The organism is Burkholderia territorii (genome assembly GCF_902833055.1).
Classification (GTDB): domain Bacteria; phylum Pseudomonadota; class Gammaproteobacteria; order Burkholderiales; family Burkholderiaceae; genus Burkholderia; species Burkholderia territorii.
In genome coordinates, this window is record NZ_CADFEJ010000019.1 from 77,237 (window position 1) to 97,104 (window position 19,868).

The following is a 19,868-nucleotide window of genomic DNA, read 5'->3' on the forward strand; positions in this document are numbered from 1 at the left end:
GCACGCTCAGGGAGATCGCCATGTCCAGCGCAGCTCGTCATCCGAAACTTACGCGTCGCGGCATGCATCGCCAGCAAGGCGCCGTCGCGATCATCGTCGGTCTCGCACTGGCGGTGATGATCGGGTTCGTCGGTCTCGCGCTGGACCTCGGCAAGCTGTACGTCACGCGCAGCGAACTTCAGAACAGCGCCGACTCATGCGCGCTGTCCGCTGCGCGCGACCTCACGACGGCCATCAGCCTGCAGGTCGCGGAAGCGGACGGCATTGCGGCCGGCCACTCGAATTTCGCGTTCTTTCAGCAGAACGCGGTGCAGATGCAGACGGATTCGAACGTCACGTTCAGCGATTCGCTGACCAATCCGTTCCTGACGAAGACAGCGGTGACTACGCCGGCAAACATCAAGTACGTGAAGTGCACGGCGCAGTTGAGCAACATCGCGCACTGGTTCATCGAGATACTCAACACGATCCCGGGCGTGCGGGTCGCGAACGCGGCCCAGGTCTCGGCGAGCGCGATCGCGACGGTGGGCGCCGGGCAGACGACCTGTGCGATCCCGGTGTTCGTGTGCAAGGCAGCCACCGCCGCGCCGTACAAGGTCGGCGACTGGATCTCGTCGCCTTCCGGCTCGTCCTCGACGTACGGGCCCGGCAACTTCGGCTGGGCCGCGCTCGACGGGTCGACGAACGAGCCGACCATCGCCAGCGAATTGTCCGGCAACACCTGCAACATCACGTCGCCGCCCGACCTCGGGTCGACGGGCCTGAAGGCCGCGTCGCTGCGTGCCTGGAACACGCGCTTCGGGATCTACACGAATGGCGCGAACGGCTCGAGCGGCCAGCCGGACTTCACCGGCTACGCGTACGTCGGCCCCAAATACGGGCCGCCGGGAACCGCGGGCATCGTCGGCGATGCGTACACGCAGTTCGTGCTCGATCGCGCAAGCTTCAAGGCCTATCAGGGCGACGGTGCGCCGCCTGCCGGCAGCGGCATCTCAACCAACGGGACCGCCACGGCCAGCAACTACCAGACATACGGCGGCGACCGTCGGGTCGCGCTTGCGCCCGAGGGCGATTGTTCGACGCTGTCGGGAAACAGCAGCAAGCTGCACGTCACGCAGTGGGACTGCGTGCTGATGCTCGATCCGCTGCCGTTCAGCCCGGGCTCGGGCGGGGTCGTCGCACACCTCGAATACCTCGGTTCGACGGCGTCCGGCACCACGCCCTGCGCGACGCACGGCCTGCCCGGCAGCGGCAGCTCGGTCGGCATCAAGGTCCCGATGCTCGTTCAATAGAGGAGACGCGATCATGAAAAAGCGCCCGATTCGCCGGTCACGCATGCGTGGAGTCGCCGCGGTCGAATTCGCGCTCGTGCTGATGCCGATGATCGTGCTCGCAACCGGCGTGGCCGAGTTCGGCCGCGCGATCTACCAGTACGAGACGCTCACCAAGGCGACGCGCAACGCGGCGCGCTACCTGTCGGTCTTCTTGCCGACCGACAGCGCGTATCCGCTCGCCCAGGCGCAGTGCCTCGTCGTGTATGGCAGCACCACGTGCGGCTCCGCCGGCACCGAGCTGGTGCCGGGGCTCACGACGTCGATGGTGATCGTCTGCGACGCCGCGCACACGCCCGACTGCGCCGATGCGTCCGATCCGCCGCAGTTCGCCAACCTGCCGACCTACGACTCGACCAACAACGCGGCAAGCGGCACGGCGACCGGCAGCATCAACGTCGTCGAGGTGAAGGTGAAGGGCTACCAGTACCAGCCGATTCCGGCCTACCCGGGATTGTCGTCGATCACCTTCGGCAACATCGTCACCGTGATGAGGCAAGTGTCATGAACGCGCGCCCCTTCCCGCCGTCGCGCCGTCGCGGCCAACGCGGCGCGACGATCGTCGAATTCGCGCTGATCGCATCGATCCTGATCACGTTACTGATCGGCATCTTCGAATTCGGGCGCGTGCTGTTTTACTGGAACACCGCGACCGAGGCCATCCGGCTCGGCGCGCGCACGGCGATCGTCTGCGACGTGAACGCGGCCGGCGTCGTGAAGCGCGTGAAGTCGCTGATGCCGATGCTGTCGAACGCGAACGTGTCGGTGAGCTACATCCCGTCAGGCTGCGACGTGAGCTCCTGCTCGTTCGTGACTGTCAGCATCACCAACGTCACGGTCAGAACGATGATTCCGATTGCCAACGTGACCCTCACGATGCCGCCGTTCACGACGACGCTGTCGCGGGAAAGCCTGAATTCATCGACGGGCGGCGCCGCCTGCCAATAATCGAACCGACGAGGCACAGTCATGATCAATATCCTCGTAGCTGCCGACGATACCGCCCGGCTCACGGAGATCGCGCGCCTGGTCAGCGGCAGCGGGCACTACCGTGTGACACGCGCACATGGACGGCCGTCCCAGATCGAGCATCGAACGGACGGACTCGATTCATTCGACATCCTGCTGATCGACGGTGCGACCAGCGATGCCGTCGAGCTGTCGGCGCTCGAGCGGCTCTGCCGGCTGCATCCGGGCCTGACCTGCATCCTGGTGACGGCCGATGCGGCGCCCAACATCCTGCTGGACGCGATGCGCGCCGGTGCGCGCGACGTGCTGCAGTGGCCGATCGACCCCGCGGCGCTCGCCCGTGCGCTCGAGCGGGCCGCCGCGCAAAGCACGCGGCGCGACGGCGACGATACGCGTTTCGTATCCTTCATGTCGTGCAAGGGCGGCGCGGGCACGAGCTTCGCCGCGAGCAACGTCGCGTACGAAATCGCTGAAACCCACAAGCGCCGCGTGCTGCTGGTCGATCTGAACCAGCAGTTCGCGGATGCCGCGTTCCTCGTCAGCGACGAGACGCCGCCGTCGACGCTGCCGCAGCTGTGTGCGCAGCTCGAACGGCTCGACGGCGCGTTTCTCGACGCGAGCGTCGCGCACGTGACTCCGACCTTCCACGTGCTGGCTGGCGCGGGCGACCCGGTCAAGGCTGCCGAGATGCGCGAGGATGCGCTCGAATGGATCCTCGGCGTCGCGGCGCCGCGCTACGACTTCGTGATCGTCGACATCGGCGTGAGCATCAATCCGTTGTCGATGATCGCGCTGGATCGCAGCGACCAGATCCAGCTCGTGCTTCAGCCGTCGATGCCGCACGTGCGTGCCGGGCGCCGGCTGCTGGAGATCCTCGTGTCGCTCGGCTACCCGATCGACCAGATGCGCCTGGTCGTGAATCGGATGACGCGCGCGACCGAACGTACGCGCACCGCGCTCGAGGAAGTGCTCGGCCTGCACGCGAGCAGCACGATACCCGACGACGCCGATACCGTGCGCGAGGCGCTCGACCAGGGGCATCCGGTCTCGCGCGTTGCACGCGGCGCCGCCGTCACGCGCGCGTTGCAGGCCTGCGCGAAGCAGATCGTCGAAGGGGACGTGCGCACCCGCCACGATGCGTCCAGCAGCGAACCGTTGATGTCACGGCTGTTCGGCCGCAAGGCCACGCCTAAGCTCAAGTCCATGTGAATCTTTCGGGGAAACCATCATGTCATTGCGCGAACAGATGTCCTTGTACCGGACGCAGCCGGCGGCGACGGGCACCGAACCGGCAGGCGCGACGCATTCGTCGGTGCGCGACGCGTACCAGAAGCTGCGCCGTGAAATTCACCTGGCGGTGCTCGAACGCGTCGAGCTGGAGCGCCTGTCGCGCCTGCCGCAGGAACAGGTGCGGCAGGAAATCGCGGCGCTGATCACGCGCATCCTCGACGAGGAGCGCCTGCCCGCGAACGACATCGAGCGGCGCCAGCTCGTGATCGACGTGTACGACGAAATGTTCGGTTTCGGCCCGCTCGAGGCACTGCTGCGCGACCCCGGCATCTCCGACATACTCGTGAACACGTACCGGCAGGTCTACGTCGAGCGTGCCGGCCAGCTCGAACTGACCGACGTGACGTTCTACGACGACGCGCACCTGATGAAGGTGATCGAGAAGATCGTGTCGCGCGTCGGGCGCCGCATCGACGAATCGACCCCGATGGTCGACGCGCGGCTGCCCGACGGCTCGCGTGTGAACGCGATCATTCCGCCGTCGGCGATCGACGGCCCGCTGATGTCGATCCGGCGTTTCGCGGTCAATCCGCTCAAGATGGACGACCTCGTGAATTTTCAGAGTCTCACGCCGCCGATGGCGGAGTTGCTCGACGCGCTGGCCAGGGCGAAAGTGAACGTGCTCGTGTCGGGCGGGACGGGCAGCGGGAAGACCACGTTGCTCAACATCCTGTCGGGTTTCATCCCGCGATCGGAGCGGATCGTGACGATCGAGGATGCGGCGGAGCTGCAACTGCAGCAGCCGCACGTGCTGCGGCTCGAAACACGGCCGCCGAACATCGAGGGCAAGGGGGAGATCACGCAGCGCACGCTCGTGCGCAACGCGCTGCGGATGCGCCCGGACCGGATCATCCTCGGCGAAGTGCGCGGCGCGGAAGCGCTCGACATGTTGAACGCGATGAACACCGGCCACGAAGGCTCGCTCGCGACGATCCACGCGAACACGCCGCGCGACGCGCTCACGCGCCTCGAGAACATGATCAGCGTGGGCGGGCTGACGCTGCCGCCGAAGACGATGCGCCAGCAGATCGCGTCGGCGATCTCGGTGGTGGTCCAGGCGACGCGGCTCACCGACGGCAAGCGCAAGATCGTCAGCATCCAGGAGCTGACCGGGATGGAAGGCGACATCATCAACATGCAGGAGATCTTCACGTTCAAGCGCACCGGCATGGATCGCGACGGCACGGTGCGCGGACACTTCTGCGCGACCGGCGTGCGGCCGAAGTTCGCCGAGCGGCTGCAGGCATTCGGCATCGACCTGCCGGATTCGCTGTACGACCCGGCGCAGCGTTACGAGACGAAGTGACGACGCGCGCGTCTGACTCCGGGGAGGCCTCATGGACTCGATATTCTATGGTTTTGTGATTCTCACCTTCGTGGCAGTCGTGCTCGCGATCGAAGGCGTCTATCAATGGTGGAACACGCGCCACGGCGCCGCGGCACGGCGGATCGAGTCGCGGCTGCGCGCGATGTCGGCCGGCGGCAACGTGCAGCAGGAGCGGCTGTCGATTCTCAAGAAGCGGATGCTCGACGAGTCGAAACCGTTCGACCGGCTGCTGCTGCGCGTGCCGCGCGTGCAGTCGGTGGATCTCATGCTGCAGCAATCGGGGCTCGACTGGACGGTGGCGAAGCTCGTCGTGTACAGCGCGGTGTTGCCGGTGACGGCGATGCTCATCCTGTTGCTCACGCCGTTGCCGCTGATCGTCGCGGTGCCGATCGCGCTGCTGAGCGCATGCCTGCCGATGATGTACGTGATGCGCCATCGCAACCGGCGGATGCTCAAGCTCGAGCGCCAACTGCCGGATGTCTGCGACATGATTGCGCGCGCGCTGCGCTCCGGCCACTCCTTCACGAGCGCGCTCGGGATGGTCGGCGAGGAGTTTCCCGATCCGATGGGCGGTGAATTCCGGATCACGTTCGACGAGATCAACTACGGCGTATCGCTGCACGATGCGCTGGTGAACCTCGCGACGCGCGTGCCGGCCCACGACCTGCGCTACTTCGTGATCGCGGTGCTGATCCAGCGCGAGACCGGCGGCAACCTGGCGGAGCTGCTCGACAGCATCGCATCGCTGGTTCGCGAGCGCTTCAAGCTGTTCGACAAGGTCCGCGTGCTGTCGGCGGAAGGGCGGCTGTCGGCCTGGATCCTCGGGCTGCTGCCGTTCGGTACCGCGGGCATGATGGCGGTGCTGAACCGGGAGTTTCTGTCGGTGCTCTGGCAGGATCCTGCCGGCGTCAAGATGGTCGGCGTGATGCTGGCGTCGATGGTGTCCGGCATGCTGTGGATTCGCCGCATCATCCGGATTCGCGTCTGACGCGTGTCTCAGGCTTCACGAACCGATTCGAGGCTGTCATGCAAAACCTGAGCGTAGTACATACCGTGATGCTGGCCGGCTTGTTCGTCTTCGTCGCCGGCGGCGTGCTGGCCGCGATGCTGCTGTTTGCGCCGCGCAACATGGAGCGCCGGATTCAGCAGGCGAGCGGCGCAAGCATGGGCATCGCCGCCGGTGCGGACGAAGGCGGCGAGCAGACATCGCGATGGGTCGCGAAGCTCGTCGAACTGTCGCAACCGATTTCCCGATTGTCGGTGCCGCAGGAGGGCTGGGAGAATTCACCGCTGCGGATCCGGATGATGAATGCCGGCTGGCGCGATCCGAGCGCAGGCGCGCTGTACTTCGCGGCGAAGACGGTACTCGCGCTGGCGTTGCCCGGCGCCGCGCTGCTGGCGCTCGCCACGACCCGGCTCGCGGATCAACGCATGCTGCTGTCGTTCATTCTCGTCGCGCTCGCCGGGATCGGCTACTACGTGCCGAACGTGGTCCTGAGGCGGCGGATCGCGACTCGTCAGCGGGTGATCTTCGAGGACTTTCCCGATGCACTCGACTTGCTGACCGTATGCGTGGAAGCCGGGCTCGGGCTCGATGCGGCGCTGATGCGGGTGAGCGAGGAATTGCGCTTTCGCAGTGAAGTGGTCGCGAGCGAGCTCGACCTGCTGCTGCTCGAGATGCGCTCCGGGTTCACGAAGGAAACCGCGCTGCGCAATCTGGCACTTCGGACCGGTGTAGAGGATATCGAATCGTTCTGCGCGATGCTGATCCAGGCCGATCGCTTCGGTACGAGCATCGCGGAATCGTTGCGCGTGCTGTCCGACATGCTGCGCACGCGGCGGCGGATGCGCGCCGAGGAACGTGCCGCGAAGATCGCGCTGAAGCTGCTGTTCCCGCTGATCTTCTGCATTTTCCCGGCGCTGATGTGCGTGTTGCTCGGGCCGGCGATGATTCACGTGTATCGCGTGCTGCTGCCGACCTTCACCGGTATCGGGCAGTAAGCCGCCGCGAGGAATGACCGCGCGAACCGGATGTACGTGCCGACCGGCCATCGCGGGCCGATACGGTCACCGTCTTCATGGGAGGCTCCTTCTCCCCCCGGGCGGCGTCGCGAGACAGATCGATCATAGCGGCGTCAGTGCAACCCGGACCCATGGTCGATCATGGAGACAGCCGTAGTCCACCGCCCGCGCGGGTGGCCCCCTACGGCTAACTTCGAATGCAGTCGGGGCGGCGCGTCGGCGCGTCCGCGCATGTGCCTCCGCCGAAGGGAAGCGACGCGCTGGCGAGCCCGTGTCCGCTGACGCACCGGATGCCGATCGACAGCCACAAGAGCCTGTATGAATGGAATGCGGCGAGTGCGAAGTCGGTGAGTGACCGGCTCGAATGCAGTTCACCGCGCGGCAACGACGATCCGACGTGCAGCTTCACTCCAGCGGCGCGGGCGGCCAAACACGTCGCGCGCCGGTTCTTCGTCTACTGAAAGTGGTGTACGTACCGCAGCACCATCCGCGAACCCTGCGGCCGGTTGCGCGCATGCACCTCGAAATACGCGTTGAACATCAGGTGATCCTGCGGCGAGAAGCTGACCATGGCACCGGGCCCGATTCCGAGTACGGCTTCCCGCGTACCGGATACCGCCTGCCCGTTGACCTTCATGTCGGTGGTCTGGCGTAGCCAGTAGCCGTTGATACCGAGCCGCAGCCCGGGCCGCACTTCGTACTCGGTCGCGAAGTTCGCATGAACGGCCTGGCCGGCCTGCGTCGACGTCACGTCCGGTCCGAGCGCGGTCGCCGGTTCGTGATTGGCCGCATTCCACAAATAGTGCAGGCGCCACGATACGGTCCACTTCGGCGTGATCCAGAACGTCGCTGCCCAGTACGGATCGAACGACCAGAAATGGCTGCCTGGATTGATCGCGCGTGCCGGATCGTATGCGCCGGTCGGCGCGATGAACTGGAATTCCACTCGCTGCGCGAAGCGCGGCCCTTGCGCGCCCATCACCGGATCGAACTGAATGAACGGGCCGACCAGCAGGTCGCCGAACCCGGCTCGCGAATTCAGCGCGACATTCCCGATGCCGTCGTTCGTATGCACCGAGGCCACCCACGGCAGGATCACGTCGAGCCCGGGATGCATGCCGCCGAACGTCAGCGGCGACTGATAGACGAGCTGGCTCAGCCCTGCGAACAGATCGATGTCCTGCTTCGGCAGCCCGACCTTGTTGCCGGCATTGTCGTCGATGCGCCCGGCCGTGTAGTACTCGAGATACTGCGTGCCGTACCAGCCGGAGCCGGCCGGCGGCAGCCCGTCGAGGAAGCTGGTCATCCCCAGGTTGATAGACGGCAGGTCGGTCGCATGCGCGGGCGCGTGCGCGGCCAGGCCGATGAACACGAGACCTGCGATCGCAAGCATGCGAGAGCCGAATTTCATCATCACCACCTCCTGTATATTTATTTGTATAACTAATCAAACAGCTCGAAAAAGATCGGGATGATCGGAGATTGCGCGATACTGGCCCGCATGGAATACGAGCGGGGCCTTTCCGAACGTGGCGAACTGCTCGATCTGCCCGATGAACAGCAGATGGTCGCCGCCTTCGTAATGGCCGATGTTGCGGCACACGAACCGCGCGCTCGCGCCGTCGAGACAGGGCACGCCGCCCGCATCGGCGTCCGCGTGCGGAACACCGTCGAACTTGTCGGCGCGCGGTGTCGCGAAGCGGCGCGACAGCTCGATCTGGTCGTGCGCGAGGACATTGATCGCAAAGTGCGTGGCCGCGACGAAGTCCGGACGGCTCGGCGCGACCTTGCGCAGGCTCCACAGCACGAGTGGCGGGTCCAGCGACAGCGACGAAAACGAATTGGCGGTGAGGCCGACCTTGCGACCGTCCGGCGAACGCGTCGTGATCACGGTAACGCCGGTCGGAAACTGGCCGAACGCTGCACGCAGTTGCTGCGGGTCGTGCGCCGGATTGCAGGTAGCAGCGGTATCCATGTCGGTTACTCCGAGCGTGCGGCGTGTTCGCGGATCAGCGCCGCGCAGGCCGACGGCTCGAACCACCACGGCGCGAACTGGCGCGGATCGTCGAAGCCGTTGACGAGCGTCGCGGCGAGCGACGGCAGCTGGCCGGCGGCACCGAGCAGCTCGAGAATGTGCGGCGGCGGCGGGGTGAGCAGCGAGTTGGTCCAGCGCACGACGTGCTGCGCGTAAGCCCAGTAGCGTTCGAACGTGTCGTGCATCCAGCCTTCGTCGAACGGTTCGGCTTCGCGTGCGAGGATTGCGTCGCCGTATACCTTCGCGCATTTGGCCGCATTGTTCGAACCCTGGCCGGTGATCGGATCGTTGACGACCACCGCATCGGCCATGCCGAACACGGTGCGTCCCGACGGCAGGCGGAAGAACGGCTTGCGCACGGTTGGGGTGAAGCGCCCGGACAGCGTGCCGTTCGGATCGGTGAGCTCGACGTCGCGGCAGCGCTCGAATTCCCACGGCACGTACTGCTGCAGGAACGACAGGCTGCGGTCGAGGTGCTGCTCGGGTGTCGTCACGTCGGCCCAGCAATCGAGCGGGCCGCCGGGGATCCCTTCGAACACCATGATTTCGCACGGCCCCGTCGTCGTCAGTGCCGGAAACACGAAGTATTCGCCGACGCCGGGCAGAAGGTTGAAGCGTACGCGCGAATATGGCTGGCTCGGCGCCATGCCTTTCACGTAGGTGAGGGCAAGCGCGCGCTGCGGGCGCTCGAATGCGCTGCGTGCGTCGTCGCGGCCCAGCAGGTTCACGATTTCGCCCTTGCCGGCCGCGAGCAGCACGAGATCGTGGCTGCGCGCGAGGTCTTCGAGCTCCGGCACGCCGACGTCGCAGATACGCACGTCCGCGCCGCGGCGCCCGATCGCGTCGAGCCAGTCGGCCATCTTCACGCGCTGATCGACCGATTGCGCGTAGCGCGTCAGCCGCGACGACCAGTCGATCGCCTTGCGGCCGTTGCCGGCCGGATGCGGCACCGCGATGCCGATGCCCTCCACGGACGGGCAAGCCTCTTCCCAGGTGTTCAGGCCGAGATCGCGTTCGATCTGAAGTGCGGTATGGAACATGCACTGGCTCGACATGACCTTGCCGGTGCGAATCTGTTGCGCGTCGCGGTTGGTCGCGAGTGTGACGTGATAGCCCTGGTCGAGCAGCGTGAAGGCGAGTTGCAGGCCGGACTGGCCGGCGCCGACGATGGCGATGCGTTTCATGGTCGAATCCTTGGTAGAACGAATTACGTGAGTCGGACTATGGGGCGAACGAGTCGGATGACGATTATTCGGCGAGTCGCGGAATTGCCGGCACCGCCTGCTCCGGGCCCATTGCGGAGTAGCCGCCGTCCACCGCGTAGTCGGCGCCCGTCACGAAGCTCGCCGCGTCGCTGCACAGGAACGTGACGACCTGCGCGACTTCCGACGGGTCGCCCACGCGGCCGAGCAGATGAAACGGCGCGGCCACGCGATCGGTCTTCGCGCGGTCGCCGTGCGTGAGCTCGTCCATCACGCGCGACCACGTCCATCCCGGCGACACCGAGTTGACGCGAATCCGGTCGGCGGCGAGATCCATCGCCATGCTGCGCGTGAGCTGGCGCATCGCAGCCTTCGAGGTCGGATAGAGCCAGCGGCCGGTCTGCGCGCATTGCGCGGAGATCGAACTGAAGTTGACGATCGCACCGCCGCCGCGCCGAGTCAGGTGCGGATGAACGGCCTTTGCCAGCATCGCGGCCGACACGACGTTGACGTCCATCGCCGCGAGCCAGTCGTTGCGCGTGGCGTGGATCCCGTTGTCGACGTAACTGCAGGCCAGATTGATCAGCAAGTCGATCGCGCCGAAGCGTTCGGCGACTGCGGACACCGCGCGGTCGATCGCGCGATCGTCGGTGATGTCGATCGCGATGAACATCCCGCGTTCGCCGAGCGAATCGGCGACGCGCGCGCCGTTTTCCGCATCGAGATCGAGGATCGCGACGCACGCGCCGGCACGGCTCAGGTCCTGCGCGACGGCGGCGCCGATCAGCGTGGCGCCGCCAGTGACGATCGCGACTTTGCCAGCAAGGGCAGTCATGGGGAGTCTCCTGGAATGATTGAGTGGCGGCGGCGCGCGTTGCGCGCACCGCCTGCGTATCGGTCGATCACGCGCTTTCGTGCCAGCGCTTCATCAGCCGGTTCGACGGCACGGTTTCGTCGAGCAGCTTGCGCGCCGTTTCCACGCCGGCGACGGGCAAGCCGGTCGCGTCGAGCAGGCCGATCTGCACGAGCACGCTCGCCTGATCCCAGTAGATGTGTTCGTGATACAGCTTGTCGCCGCGGAACTTGACGATCGCGACGAGCGGAATCTCGACGCGCTTGCCGGTCGGCGCGATGCCGGGCAGCATCCAGTCGATCTCGGTCGTGTGCGTGAAGCAGAAGAGCAGCTCGTCGACGATCTGGCTCGCGCCGACCGTGCGCGAGATCGGCGTGATCGTCGTGTCCGGCGGGTTCGCATGCACGAAGTGATGCGTATAGAAGCGCTTGAGCTCGTCGTAGCCGACGCCGCCCGTGAGCGTCGGAATATGGTTCACATAAGGCTGCGCGACCATCGTGGCCATCGTCGCGTCGACGTTGCGCGTGTCGAACTCGTGGCGGATGTGTTCTTCCCACAGCGCGGACAGATCGTAGTGCGGCCCGAGCGCCGCGCGGAACGCGGCGATCGCGCGCTGGTGCGCCATGACCGCGGCCGCCTTGTCGAAATGGTCGCCGCCCACGCGCGCGAACGCGTGGTCGACACCCGGGTAGACGTACACTTCGACGCCGTCGCGGCCGGCCAATGCCGCGGCGATGCGCTGCTGCGCATCGGGCGGGCAGAAGCGGTCCTGCGCGGCGATCTGCAGCACGAGCCGGCCGCGCAGATGCGCGGCTTCGTCGAGCGCGTGCTCGATCCCCACGCCGTAGTAACTGACCGCGGCGGCCACGTCCGGCAACCGGCACGCGGCGAGATAGGCGAGCTTGCCGCCCAGGCAGTAGCCGAGCACGCCGGCCCGCCCCGTGCATTCCGGCCGTTGCGTCAGCACGGCCAGCGCGGCGGCGATATCGTCGACGCCCTTGTTTTCGTCGTATTCGCGGTACAGCGCCATTGCCCGTTCGAAGTCGGCCGCGGTGTAACCGAGTTCGATGCCGGGGGCTTGGCGCCAGAACAGGTCGGGCACGAGCACCGTGTAGCCTTCCTCGGCGTAGTAATCGGCCACGTCGCGCATCGTTGCATTCGCGCCGAAGATCTCGTGACACAGCACGATGCCCGGCCCCGTGCCGCCGGCCGGCGTGCTCAGGTAGGCGCGAAACGTCCGGCCGTCCGCCGACGGGATCTCGATGTGTCGTCCTTGCATGTGTCCCTCCATTCTGTTCGTGACTGGCATGGGCCCAGTATTGGCGGACGAAACGCGCGCTTCTATCCGCTTTCTTCGGCCGGTATCCGCGAATTCCGGAAACCTGCGGGTCGGCCCGCCGCGTCGGGGCTGGAGCGCGGCGCACTGCGGGTATGTGCGGATGCGGAAGCTCCGCACAGTTTTCTACGATGCGCAAACGGTCCGCTTCTTGCGTGATGTGCGCAGGGCTTGCGTAGTGTAACGAGGCGGACTGTCCGGATACTCCGGATGCTATCCGGATCGTGCGACGGGATTCCCCGGAATCGGGAACGCGTGCACGGCGCAGGTGCGATCGAGCACGACGGGAGAACTTCGATGGGGCAACTTTCGGAAGCGGGCTGGCTGGATCACGCGGCCTGTTTCAACCATGACACATTGCTGCTGCAGTCCGATGACGTCGACGAGGTACGCGCGCGCGTGGCGGACGTGTTCAAACCGCATCGGCTTACGCCGACCGGTGACTCGCGCGCGCTGCACGGCCGCATGCATCATGCGCGCTGGGGCAACCTGTCGCTGAATCTGCTCGACTACGGCGGTGAGGTGTCGATCGAGCCGGGGCCGCTCGAGCACTTCTATCTGTTGCAGATTCCGCTGCGCGGCGACGCCGAGATCGAGTGCGGCGCGACGCGCTTCGTGTCGTCGCCCGACATTGCATCGCTGCTGTCGCCGACGCTGCCGCTGCGGATGCGGTGGGGCGACGCGTGCCCGCAAGTCATCCTGCGCATCGAGCGCGAGGTGATGGAGCGGCATGCGCAGCGGCATTTCGGCGGCGACCGGCGCGTGCCGGTGGAGTTCGAGCCGGAATTCAGCCTGTCGTCGCAGCAGGGCGCGTGCCTCGCGCAAATGCTGCCGATGCTGGCCGACGCGATCGCGACGGACGGACATCCGCTGCGCCATCCGCTCGCGTTCGAGCAACTCGAATCGACGCTGCTCAACCTGTTGCTGTATGGCCACCCGAACAGCGCCCGCAACGGCATACGCGTCGCACCGGCGCCGCTCGCGCCGTTCTATGTGCGTCGCGTCGAGGAATACATCCGTGCGCATCTCGACGAGCCGCTGACGATCGAGCGGCTCGCGGAACTGGCGGGCGTCAGCCCGAGCACGCTGTTCGCCGGATTCCGCAATCGCCACGGCATCACGCCGATGGGATTCGTGCGCCAGTTGCGGCTGCAACGTGTGCGCGACGAACTGCTCGACGACGCGACACCGGGGCTCGCGTCGGTGACGGACGTCGCGCTGAAATGGGGCTTCGCGCACCTCGGGCGGTTCGCGATCGACTACAAGCGTGCGTTCGGGGAATCGCCGTCGGCCACGCTCCGGATGCGGCGCGCGCGGTGCTGAGGGGAGGGGCGGCGACCACGCAGGCTCGTTGTTGAAAGTCTGGCACAGGGGCGCGGCGCTGCCTTGACGGATGTCATGAACGCAGACGATGCCACTGCATCGCGTGACGCGCACTGTCGGTTCCCGCGTTGCGGTGCCAGCATGAATGACGTGACGTCGACCGTTGCCGGTTCGACGAAGGAGAGGGCGAAGAATGTGTCGCGCCGGCAAGCGTTGCTGCTTGCCGGCGGCATCGCGCAGCGAGACCGGCTGCCGCAGCCGGTCTCGTGACGCGTGTTTCAGAAATGCACGACGGTCCGGATGGACTTGCCTTCGTGCATCAGGTCGAACGCTTCGTTGATCTCGGTGAGCGGCTTCGTGTGCGTGACGAACGGTGCCAGCTGGATCTTGCCGGCCATCGCGTCCTCGACCATGCCCGGCAGTTCGGAGCGGCCCTTCACGCCGCCGAACGCCGTACCCAGCCAGCGGCGACCGGTGACGAGCTGGAACGGTCGCGTGGAGATTTCCTGGCCGGCGCCCGCGACGCCGATGATGACGGACTGGCCCCAGCCGCGGTGCGCGCATTCGAGCGCCGCGCGCATCACGTTGACGTTGCCGATGCACTCGAAGCTGTGGTCGACGCCCCAGCCGGTCATCTCGACGATCACCTGCTGGATGGGCTTTTCGTGGTCCTTCGGATTGACGCAGTCGGTTGCGCCGAACACGCGCGCGAGGTCGAACTTGCCCGGGTTGGTGTCGATCGCGATGATGCGGCCGGCCTTCGCGAGCTTGGCGCCCTGAATCACCGCGAGGCCGATGCCGCCGAGACCGAACACGGCCACCGTGTCGCCTTCCTGTACCTTCGCGGTGTTCTTCACCGCGCCGAGGCCGGTCGTGACGCCGCAACCCAGCAGGCAGACCTGCTCCGGATTCGCGTCCGGGTTGATCTTCGCAAGGGAGACTTCGGCGACGACCGTGTATTCGCTGAACGTCGAGCAGCCCATGTAATGATGGATCGGCTGGCCGTTGTAGCTGAAACGCGTGGTGCCGTCGGGCATCACGCCCTTGCCCTGGGTGGCGCGCACCGACACGCACAGATTGGTCTTGCCGCTCTTGCAGAACAGGCACTCGCCGCATTCGGCGGTGTACAGCGGAATGACGTGGTCGCCGGGCTTCACGCTGGTCACGCCTTCGCCGACTTCCACGACGATGCCGGCGCCTTCATGACCCAGCACGGCCGGAAAGAGGCCTTCCGGATCGTCGCCCGACAACGTGAAGGCATCCGTGTGACAGACGCCGGTGTGGGTGATCTTGACGAGCACTTCGCCCTTGCGGGGCGGTTCGACGTCGATTTCGACGATCTGGAGCGGCTTACCCGCCTCGAACGCAACTGCGGCACGTGATTTCATGGCAATCCTGTCAAAAAAGAATCATCGAATGGATCGGACGTCGACGAACCTGGACCGGTCAGCGCAAGTAGGACCGGACGAGCGTCACGATATCGTCGATCGATCCGGACGAGGGCCGCGGGGCGTCCGCGAGCTGGGTGAATTCCTCGCGCAAATGGCTTTCGAGCACGCCGGCCATCACGCCGTTGATCGCGCCGCGGATGGCAGCCAGTTGCTGAAGTATCGGGCCACAATCCGCCCCCTCCTCGAGCGCCTGCTCGAGCGCATTCAGCTGCCCGCGAACACGGCGCACGCGGGTCAGCACGCGTTTCTTTTCTTCGGGGGAATGCGGCATGGGATCTGTGGGTTCCGGATACTGGGGGGCAGTATAGAGCAATGTGGCGCGGAGGTATACGGGAGGGCTGCCCGTCACGCGTCAGATCAGCAGCGTGAGCGTGCGGAACAGTGCGAGATCCTCGTTGCGCGCCGACCGCGCATGCCGCCGGATCACCTGCAGCAGGCAGTCGATGAAGCAGCGCGCGGCGTCGCTCAGCGTGCTGCTGCGGCGCGTGACGATGCCGAGCTCGCTCGGGTCGAAGGTTTCGGTGAGCGACAGCACGCGCATCCGCTCGCCGAACGACGGCACCGCCGCGAGGATCGTCGGGCACCACGTGCACATGCCGGCCTGTTCGAGCATCGTCTGCAGCATCGCGACCGACTGCGCGCGTACGATGCGCCGTTCATCGATCTGCGCGCCGTGCCGCGTAAACAGATAATCGACGAGCGCGGCCTGGCCGTCGGCCGACGAATTCAGTACCCAGTCGCATTCGAGCAGATCGTGCACCGACTTCGCGCGTTCGCGCGGATGCCCGGCGCGCACCATCACCGACGTCTCGTAGCGCAGCAGCGGCTCGAATGCGAATTCCTGCGCACCGCTGCCGGCCTGCACGTGGCCGAGCGCGAAGTCCATGCTGCCGTCGCGCAGCAGAGGCTGTGCGACGGCCATCAGTGCTTCGTACAGTTCGAGGCGCACGTCGGGCATCCGCTCGCGAAACCGCAGCACGGTTTCCGCGAGGAACGTCATCGTGAGCCACGGCGTGACGCCGACGCTCAGCCGCCCTTCGATGCGCCCGCGCATCCGTTCGAGATCGCTTTGCGCATGCTCGAGCTGCTTGAGCACGAGCTTCGCGTGCGTGAGCAAGGTTTTCCCGTATTCCGTGAAGCCGATGCCTTCCGGCGCGCGCACCAGCAACGGCAGGCGCTCGCTGGCCTCCAGCTCGCGCAGCGCGCGGGTGACCGCCGCCTGCGACAGCCCGAGCGTGCGCGCCGCGCCGCGGATGCTCCCGGCCTCCGCGCTCGCGACGAGGGCCTGCAACTGATGCAGCTTGATCGTGCTCATGGTGCGATACCCGACAACGAAAGGTTGTCATCATAACGAAACTGAGGCTGTTCGCCGGTTTTTTCGCTGCCTACGATCACGCCATGATCTGCCATTCCGGCGATCGGCAACCGGCACGCATCGAGGAGCAACGGAGTTGGATCGAGCACGTATTCCGCCAGAAATGGCGGCCATCGAGACGGAGATGATCGCGTTGCGCCACCGGCTGCACGCGCATCCGGAGCTCGGTTTCGAGGAGCATGCGACGAGCGAGCTCGTCGCCGATTGCCTGACAACATGGGGTTATCGGGTCACGCGCGGCCTCGGCGGCACCGGGGTGGTCGGCACGCTCACGCGCGGCACCGGCAAACGGCTCGGGCTGCGCGCGGACATGGATGCGTTGCCGATCCGCGAGACGACCGGGCTGCCGCACGCGAGCCGGCACGACGGGGTGATGCACGCGTGCGGCCACGACGGCCATACGGCGATGCTGCTCGCGGCGGCCCGCTGTCTCGCCGAGCGCGCTCGCTTCGCCGGCACGCTGAACCTGATTTTCCAGCCGGCGGAGGAAGGGCTCGGCGGCGCGAAGCGGATGCTCGACGACGGGCTGTTCGCGCAGTTCCCGTGCGACGCCGTATTCGCGATGCACAACGTGCCCGGGTTGCCGGCAGGCGTGCTCGGCTTCTGCGACGGCCCGGCGATGGCGTCGGCCGACGAGGTGCGCGTGCGCGTGACCGGGCGCGGCGGCCATGGCGCGGCGCCGCACACGACGATCGATCCGGTGGTCGTCTGCGCGTCGATCGTGATGGCGTTGCAAACCGTCGTGTCGCGCAACGTGAATCCGCAGGAGCTGGCGATCGTCACGACCGGCTCGATTCATGCGGGCACGGCTTCGAACGTGATTCCCGCGCATGCCGATCTCGAACTGAGCGTGCGCGCGTTGTCGCCGGAGGTGCGCGCGCTGCTCGAACGGCGCATCCGCGCGATCGTGCACGGGCAGGCCGACAGCTACGGCGCGACGGCCGAGATCGACTATCGCTACGGCTATCCGGTGCTCGTCAATCATGCAGCGCAAACCGCGTTTGCCCGCGACGTCGCGCGCGAATGGGGCGGCGACGACGCGCTGATTCCGCACCTGCGGCCGATCGCGGCGAGCGAGGATTTCGCGTTCATGCTCGAGGCCTGCCCGGGCAGCTACCTGTCGATCGGCAACGGCGACGGCGCGACGAGCTGCGGGCTGCACAACCCCGGCTACGATTTCAACGATGCGTGTCTCGCGACGGGCGCGAGTTACTGGATCGCGCTCGCGGAGCGCTATCTCGCATGAGCAGGGCAGACGGATACACGGATTCGGTTCACCTTCAACGACGGAAACAAGGAGACAGGCAATGAAACAGTGGATGGCGGCGCTCGCGGCGGCGCTGACGGCAACGACGATGGCAGGGGCCGCCCACGCGGGCGACTGGACGGGCAAGGAGATTCGTCTCGCGGTCGATCCCACGTATCCGCCGCTCGAATACAAGCAGCCAGACGGCACGCTGACCGGATTCGGAATCGACATCACCAATGCGCTGTGCGCGGAGCTGCATGCGCGCTGCGTGTGGGTCGAGTCGAGTTTCGACGGGATGATTCCCGGGCTGCTCGCGCGCAAGTTCGACGTGATCGCATCGTCGATGACCATCACGCCGAAGCGGATGCAGCAGATCGCGTTCACCAACCGGATCTCGAATGCGCCCGCGCGGCTGATCGCGCGCAAGGGTTCGCCGCTGCTGCCGACGGCTGCGTCGCTGAAGGGCAAGCGGGTCGGCGTCGAGCAGGGTTCCGCGCAGGCCGACTATGCGATCGCGAACTGGCAGCCGGCCGGCGTGCAGATCGAGTCGTACCAGAACCAGGATCAGGTATACGCCGATCTCGTGACCGGGCGGCTCGATGCGGCGTTCCAGGCATCGATCGCGGCGAGCGACGGCTTCCTGAAGAAGCCGCAGGGCAAGGACTTCATGTTCGTCGGCGCGGCGATCGACGATGCGAAGTATTTCGGGCAGGGCGACGGCCTCGGTTTGCGCAAGCAGGACACCGAGCTGCGCGACGCGTTCAACCGCGCGCTGGCGACGATCCTCGCGAACGGCACGTATCAGCGAATCAACCGCAAGTACTTCGACTTCGACATCTACGGCGCGAAGTAAGCAGCGCTGCAACGCACCGCTTCGAGCGGGTTGCGATCATCATAACGATAAGGAAAACGAATGAACTGGAGATTGTTTTTCGTCGCGATGCCGGCACTCTGTGCTGCACCGGTCTTCGCGCAAAGCAGCGTCACGCTGTACGGGCTGATCGACGCGGGTATCGACTACACGAACAACGTCGGTGGCCATGGCGCATGGCAGATGGCGAGCGGCTTTGCGCAGGGCAGCCGCTGGGGGCTGAAGGGCACCGAGGATCTCGGCGGCGGCTACAGCGCGCTGTTCCAGATCGAGAGCGGCTTCAACGTGAACAGCGGTACGCTGGCGCAGGGCGGCCGCATGTTCGGGCGGCAGGCTTACGTCGGGCTCGGCAGCACGCGCTTCGGCACGCTCACGCTCGGCCGGCAATACGACTCCGTCGTCGACTATCTCGCGCCGACCACCGCGAACGGCAGTTGGGGCACCTATCCGTTCTCGCATCCGCTCGACAACGACAACACGGGCAACACGTTCCGCGTGAACAACACGGTCAAGTATGCGAGCCCGGATTTCGCCGGCTTCTCGTTCGGCGGCACGTACAGCTTCAGCAACGACACCGGGTTCGCGAACAACCGGCAGTGGAGCGTCGGCGCGCAGTACGAGCAGGGCGGCCTGCTCGTCGGCGCGGCGTTCCTGAATGCGGACAACCCGGGGGCGACAGCCGGCGGCGCGGTCGCGGGCCCGGGGTCGGTCGGTGCGGATGCGAACTTCGCGTCCGCGCGGCTGCGGATCTTTGGCGCGGGCGTCAACTACACGGCAGGGCCCGCGACGATCGGGTTCGCATATACGAACAGCAACGTCACGCGGCCGACCGCGAACGTCGGCTACCTGTTCGGCGACGAGACGATCGAACCCGTCACGGGGCCGCTCGCGGGCGGCACTCTCACGGCGATCAAATATCAGAACTTCGAAGTGAACGGCAAATACCAGTTCACGCCGGCGTTATTCGTGGGCGCGCAGTATGTGTATACGACCGTTCGCTATGAAGCGAGCACGGGCAGCGCGAAGCCGAAGATCCATTCGATCGGGCTGATGGCCGACTACAACCTGTCGAAGCGCACGGACGTCTACCTGATGGGCGCATACCAGCGGGTCGCGGGCGACGCGACCGGTTCGTCGCTCGACCAGGCGCTTGTCCCGGGCGCGGCCGATCTGTCGTCGACGTCGAAGCAGTTGCTGGTGCATGCGGGGATCCGGCACAAGTTCTGACCGGAAG

At 66.2% G+C, this 19,868-nt stretch carries 21 protein-coding genes; 13 read left to right on the top strand and 8 right to left on the bottom strand.

Features of this window, described 5'->3' with window-relative positions; genetic code table 11:
* Positions 1 to 20: 20 nt before the first annotated feature.
* The 8 genes from HW466_RS25585 (at position 21) to HW466_RS25620 (ending at position 7,400) form a co-directional block, all read left to right on the top strand.
* Entirely contained in the window at positions 21 to 1,292 is a 1,272-nt protein-coding gene (locus HW466_RS25585) for a pilus assembly protein TadG-related protein (RefSeq protein WP_151004383.1), read from the top strand.
* A gap of 13 nt (positions 1,293 to 1,305) precedes the next feature.
* Complete coding sequence (locus HW466_RS25590; protein WP_059451847.1) at positions 1,306 to 1,839, top strand: TadE/TadG family type IV pilus assembly protein; 534 nt, start codon at positions 1,306 to 1,308, stop codon at positions 1,837 to 1,839.
* The gene (locus HW466_RS25595; protein ID WP_059451846.1) at positions 1,836 to 2,279 is read left to right on the top strand and encodes a TadE/TadG family type IV pilus assembly protein; all 444 of its coding nucleotides are present in this window, start codon (positions 1,836 to 1,838) and stop codon (positions 2,277 to 2,279) included. Before HW466_RS25590 ends, HW466_RS25595 begins: the two co-directional genes overlap by 4 nt.
* Positions 2,280 to 2,300: 21 nt before the next feature.
* Positions 2,301 to 3,509 carry a CpaE/TadZ family protein gene (locus HW466_RS25600; protein ID WP_151004381.1) on the top strand — a complete coding sequence of 403 codons (1,209 nt, stop codon included), beginning with the start codon at positions 2,301 to 2,303 and terminating at the stop codon, positions 3,507 to 3,509.
* A gap of 19 nt (positions 3,510 to 3,528) precedes the next feature.
* Positions 3,529 to 4,896: a TadA family conjugal transfer-associated ATPase gene (locus tag HW466_RS25605; RefSeq protein WP_151004379.1), complete on the top strand. Its 1,368-nt coding sequence runs from the start codon at positions 3,529 to 3,531 to the stop codon at positions 4,894 to 4,896.
* 31 nt (positions 4,897 to 4,927) lie between these two features.
* Positions 4,928 to 5,905: a type II secretion system F family protein gene (locus tag HW466_RS25610; protein WP_151004377.1), complete on the top strand. Its 978-nt coding sequence runs from the start codon at positions 4,928 to 4,930 to the stop codon at positions 5,903 to 5,905.
* Positions 5,906 to 5,943: 38 nt separating this feature from the next.
* Positions 5,944 to 6,918, top strand: a complete 975-nt coding sequence (locus tag HW466_RS25615; protein ID WP_059451842.1) for a type II secretion system F family protein — start codon at positions 5,944 to 5,946, stop codon at positions 6,916 to 6,918.
* A gap of 311 nt (positions 6,919 to 7,229) precedes the next feature.
* The gene (locus HW466_RS25620) at positions 7,230 to 7,400 is read left to right on the top strand and encodes a hypothetical protein (protein ID WP_174905896.1); all 171 of its coding nucleotides are present in this window, start codon (positions 7,230 to 7,232) and stop codon (positions 7,398 to 7,400) included.
* Here HW466_RS25620 and HW466_RS25625 read toward each other — a convergent pair.
* The 5 genes from HW466_RS25625 to HW466_RS25645 form a co-directional block, all read right to left on the bottom strand.
* Positions 7,394 to 8,353: a SphA family protein gene (locus HW466_RS25625; protein ID WP_151004375.1), complete on the bottom strand. Its 960-nt coding sequence runs from the start codon at positions 8,351 to 8,353 to the stop codon at positions 7,394 to 7,396. The two genes, HW466_RS25620 and HW466_RS25625, sit on opposite strands and share 7 nt — an antisense overlap.
* A 33-nt stretch (positions 8,354 to 8,386) precedes the next feature.
* A complete protein-coding gene (locus HW466_RS25630; RefSeq protein ID WP_059451840.1) occupies positions 8,387 to 8,914 on the bottom strand; it encodes a flavin reductase family protein in 528 nt (175 codons plus the stop codon).
* A gap of 5 nt (positions 8,915 to 8,919) precedes the next feature.
* Positions 8,920 to 10,158, bottom strand: coding sequence for a styrene monooxygenase/indole monooxygenase family protein (locus HW466_RS25635; RefSeq protein WP_059848962.1), 1,239 nt, complete (start codon positions 10,156 to 10,158; stop codon positions 8,920 to 8,922).
* Between the two features lie 64 nt (positions 10,159 to 10,222).
* Positions 10,223 to 11,011: an SDR family oxidoreductase gene (locus tag HW466_RS25640; protein WP_151004373.1), complete on the bottom strand. Its 789-nt coding sequence runs from the start codon at positions 11,009 to 11,011 to the stop codon at positions 10,223 to 10,225.
* A 67-nt stretch (positions 11,012 to 11,078) separates the two neighbouring features.
* On the bottom strand, positions 11,079 to 12,308 hold the full coding sequence (locus HW466_RS25645; RefSeq protein ID WP_151004371.1) for a dienelactone hydrolase family protein: 1,230 nt from the start codon (positions 12,306 to 12,308) through the stop codon (positions 11,079 to 11,081).
* Between the two features lie 354 nt (positions 12,309 to 12,662).
* Here HW466_RS25645 and HW466_RS25650 point away from each other — a divergent pair, with 354 nt between their 5' ends.
* Together HW466_RS25650 and HW466_RS32125 are read left to right on the top strand one after the other, a co-directional pair.
* The gene (locus HW466_RS25650) at positions 12,663 to 13,688 is read left to right on the top strand and encodes an AraC family transcriptional regulator (protein ID WP_151004369.1); all 1,026 of its coding nucleotides are present in this window, start codon (positions 12,663 to 12,665) and stop codon (positions 13,686 to 13,688) included.
* Positions 13,689 to 13,829: 141 nt separating this feature from the next.
* Entirely contained in the window at positions 13,830 to 13,958 is a 129-nt protein-coding gene (locus tag HW466_RS32125; RefSeq protein ID WP_269142737.1) for a hypothetical protein, read from the top strand.
* 8 nt (positions 13,959 to 13,966) lie between these two features.
* On the opposite strand, the gene HW466_RS25655 is transcribed toward HW466_RS32125, so the two are convergent.
* From HW466_RS25655 to HW466_RS25665, 3 genes are all read right to left on the bottom strand, one after another.
* Complete coding sequence (locus HW466_RS25655) at positions 13,967 to 15,076, bottom strand: S-(hydroxymethyl)glutathione dehydrogenase/class III alcohol dehydrogenase (protein WP_059502431.1); 1,110 nt, start codon at positions 15,074 to 15,076, stop codon at positions 13,967 to 13,969.
* A gap of 58 nt (positions 15,077 to 15,134) precedes the next feature.
* Complete coding sequence (gene frmR, locus HW466_RS25660; protein WP_006753040.1) at positions 15,135 to 15,410, bottom strand: formaldehyde-responsive transcriptional repressor FrmR; 276 nt, start codon at positions 15,408 to 15,410, stop codon at positions 15,135 to 15,137.
* An 81-nt stretch (positions 15,411 to 15,491) separates the two neighbouring features.
* Positions 15,492 to 16,454, bottom strand: coding sequence for a LysR substrate-binding domain-containing protein (locus HW466_RS25665; RefSeq protein WP_060023566.1), 963 nt, complete (start codon positions 16,452 to 16,454; stop codon positions 15,492 to 15,494).
* 136 nt (positions 16,455 to 16,590) lie between these two features.
* Between HW466_RS25665 and HW466_RS25670 the strand changes: the two genes are divergently transcribed.
* The 3 genes from HW466_RS25670 (at position 16,591) to HW466_RS25680 (ending at position 19,861) form a co-directional block, all read left to right on the top strand.
* Positions 16,591 to 17,760 carry a M20 aminoacylase family protein gene (locus HW466_RS25670; protein WP_060023567.1) on the top strand — a complete coding sequence of 390 codons (1,170 nt, stop codon included), beginning with the start codon at positions 16,591 to 16,593 and terminating at the stop codon, positions 17,758 to 17,760.
* A 61-nt stretch (positions 17,761 to 17,821) separates the two neighbouring features.
* Positions 17,822 to 18,616: an ABC transporter substrate-binding protein gene (locus HW466_RS25675; RefSeq protein ID WP_059502428.1), complete on the top strand. Its 795-nt coding sequence runs from the start codon at positions 17,822 to 17,824 to the stop codon at positions 18,614 to 18,616.
* 60 nt (positions 18,617 to 18,676) lie between these two features.
* Positions 18,677 to 19,861: a porin gene (locus HW466_RS25680; RefSeq protein ID WP_151005303.1), complete on the top strand. Its 1,185-nt coding sequence runs from the start codon at positions 18,677 to 18,679 to the stop codon at positions 19,859 to 19,861.
* Positions 19,862 to 19,868: the final 7 nt, after the last annotated feature.

Coding starts and splice junctions, on each gene's coding strand:
- HW466_RS25585 (WP_151004383.1), top strand. CDS start 21: ATGTCCAGCGCAGCTCGTCATCCGAAACTTACGCGTCGCGGCATGCAT.
- HW466_RS25590 (WP_059451847.1), top strand. CDS start 1,306: ATGAAAAAGCGCCCGATTCGCCGGTCACGCATGCGTGGAGTCGCCGCG.
- HW466_RS25595 (WP_059451846.1), top strand. CDS start 1,836: ATGAACGCGCGCCCCTTCCCGCCGTCGCGCCGTCGCGGCCAACGCGGC.
- HW466_RS25600 (WP_151004381.1), top strand. CDS start 2,301: ATGATCAATATCCTCGTAGCTGCCGACGATACCGCCCGGCTCACGGAG.
- HW466_RS25605 (WP_151004379.1), top strand. CDS start 3,529: ATGTCATTGCGCGAACAGATGTCCTTGTACCGGACGCAGCCGGCGGCG.
- HW466_RS25610 (WP_151004377.1), top strand. CDS start 4,928: ATGGACTCGATATTCTATGGTTTTGTGATTCTCACCTTCGTGGCAGTC.
- HW466_RS25615 (WP_059451842.1), top strand. CDS start 5,944: ATGCAAAACCTGAGCGTAGTACATACCGTGATGCTGGCCGGCTTGTTC.
- HW466_RS25620 (WP_174905896.1), top strand. CDS start 7,230: ATGCCGATCGACAGCCACAAGAGCCTGTATGAATGGAATGCGGCGAGT.
- HW466_RS25625 (WP_151004375.1), bottom strand. CDS start 8,353: ATGATGAAATTCGGCTCTCGCATGCTTGCGATCGCAGGTCTCGTGTTC.
- HW466_RS25630 (WP_059451840.1), bottom strand. CDS start 8,914: ATGGATACCGCTGCTACCTGCAATCCGGCGCACGACCCGCAGCAACTG.
- HW466_RS25635 (WP_059848962.1), bottom strand. CDS start 10,158: ATGAAACGCATCGCCATCGTCGGCGCCGGCCAGTCCGGCCTGCAACTC.
- HW466_RS25640 (WP_151004373.1), bottom strand. CDS start 11,011: ATGACTGCCCTTGCTGGCAAAGTCGCGATCGTCACTGGCGGCGCCACG.
- HW466_RS25645 (WP_151004371.1), bottom strand. CDS start 12,308: ATGCAAGGACGACACATCGAGATCCCGTCGGCGGACGGCCGGACGTTT.
- HW466_RS25650 (WP_151004369.1), top strand. CDS start 12,663: ATGGGGCAACTTTCGGAAGCGGGCTGGCTGGATCACGCGGCCTGTTTC.
- HW466_RS32125 (WP_269142737.1), top strand. CDS start 13,830: ATGAATGACGTGACGTCGACCGTTGCCGGTTCGACGAAGGAGAGGGCG.
- HW466_RS25655 (WP_059502431.1), bottom strand. CDS start 15,076: ATGAAATCACGTGCCGCAGTTGCGTTCGAGGCGGGTAAGCCGCTCCAG.
- frmR (WP_006753040.1), bottom strand. CDS start 15,410: ATGCCGCATTCCCCCGAAGAAAAGAAACGCGTGCTGACCCGCGTGCGC.
- HW466_RS25665 (WP_060023566.1), bottom strand. CDS start 16,454: ATGAGCACGATCAAGCTGCATCAGTTGCAGGCCCTCGTCGCGAGCGCG.
- HW466_RS25675 (WP_059502428.1), top strand. CDS start 17,822: ATGAAACAGTGGATGGCGGCGCTCGCGGCGGCGCTGACGGCAACGACG.
- HW466_RS25680 (WP_151005303.1), top strand. CDS start 18,677: ATGAACTGGAGATTGTTTTTCGTCGCGATGCCGGCACTCTGTGCTGCA.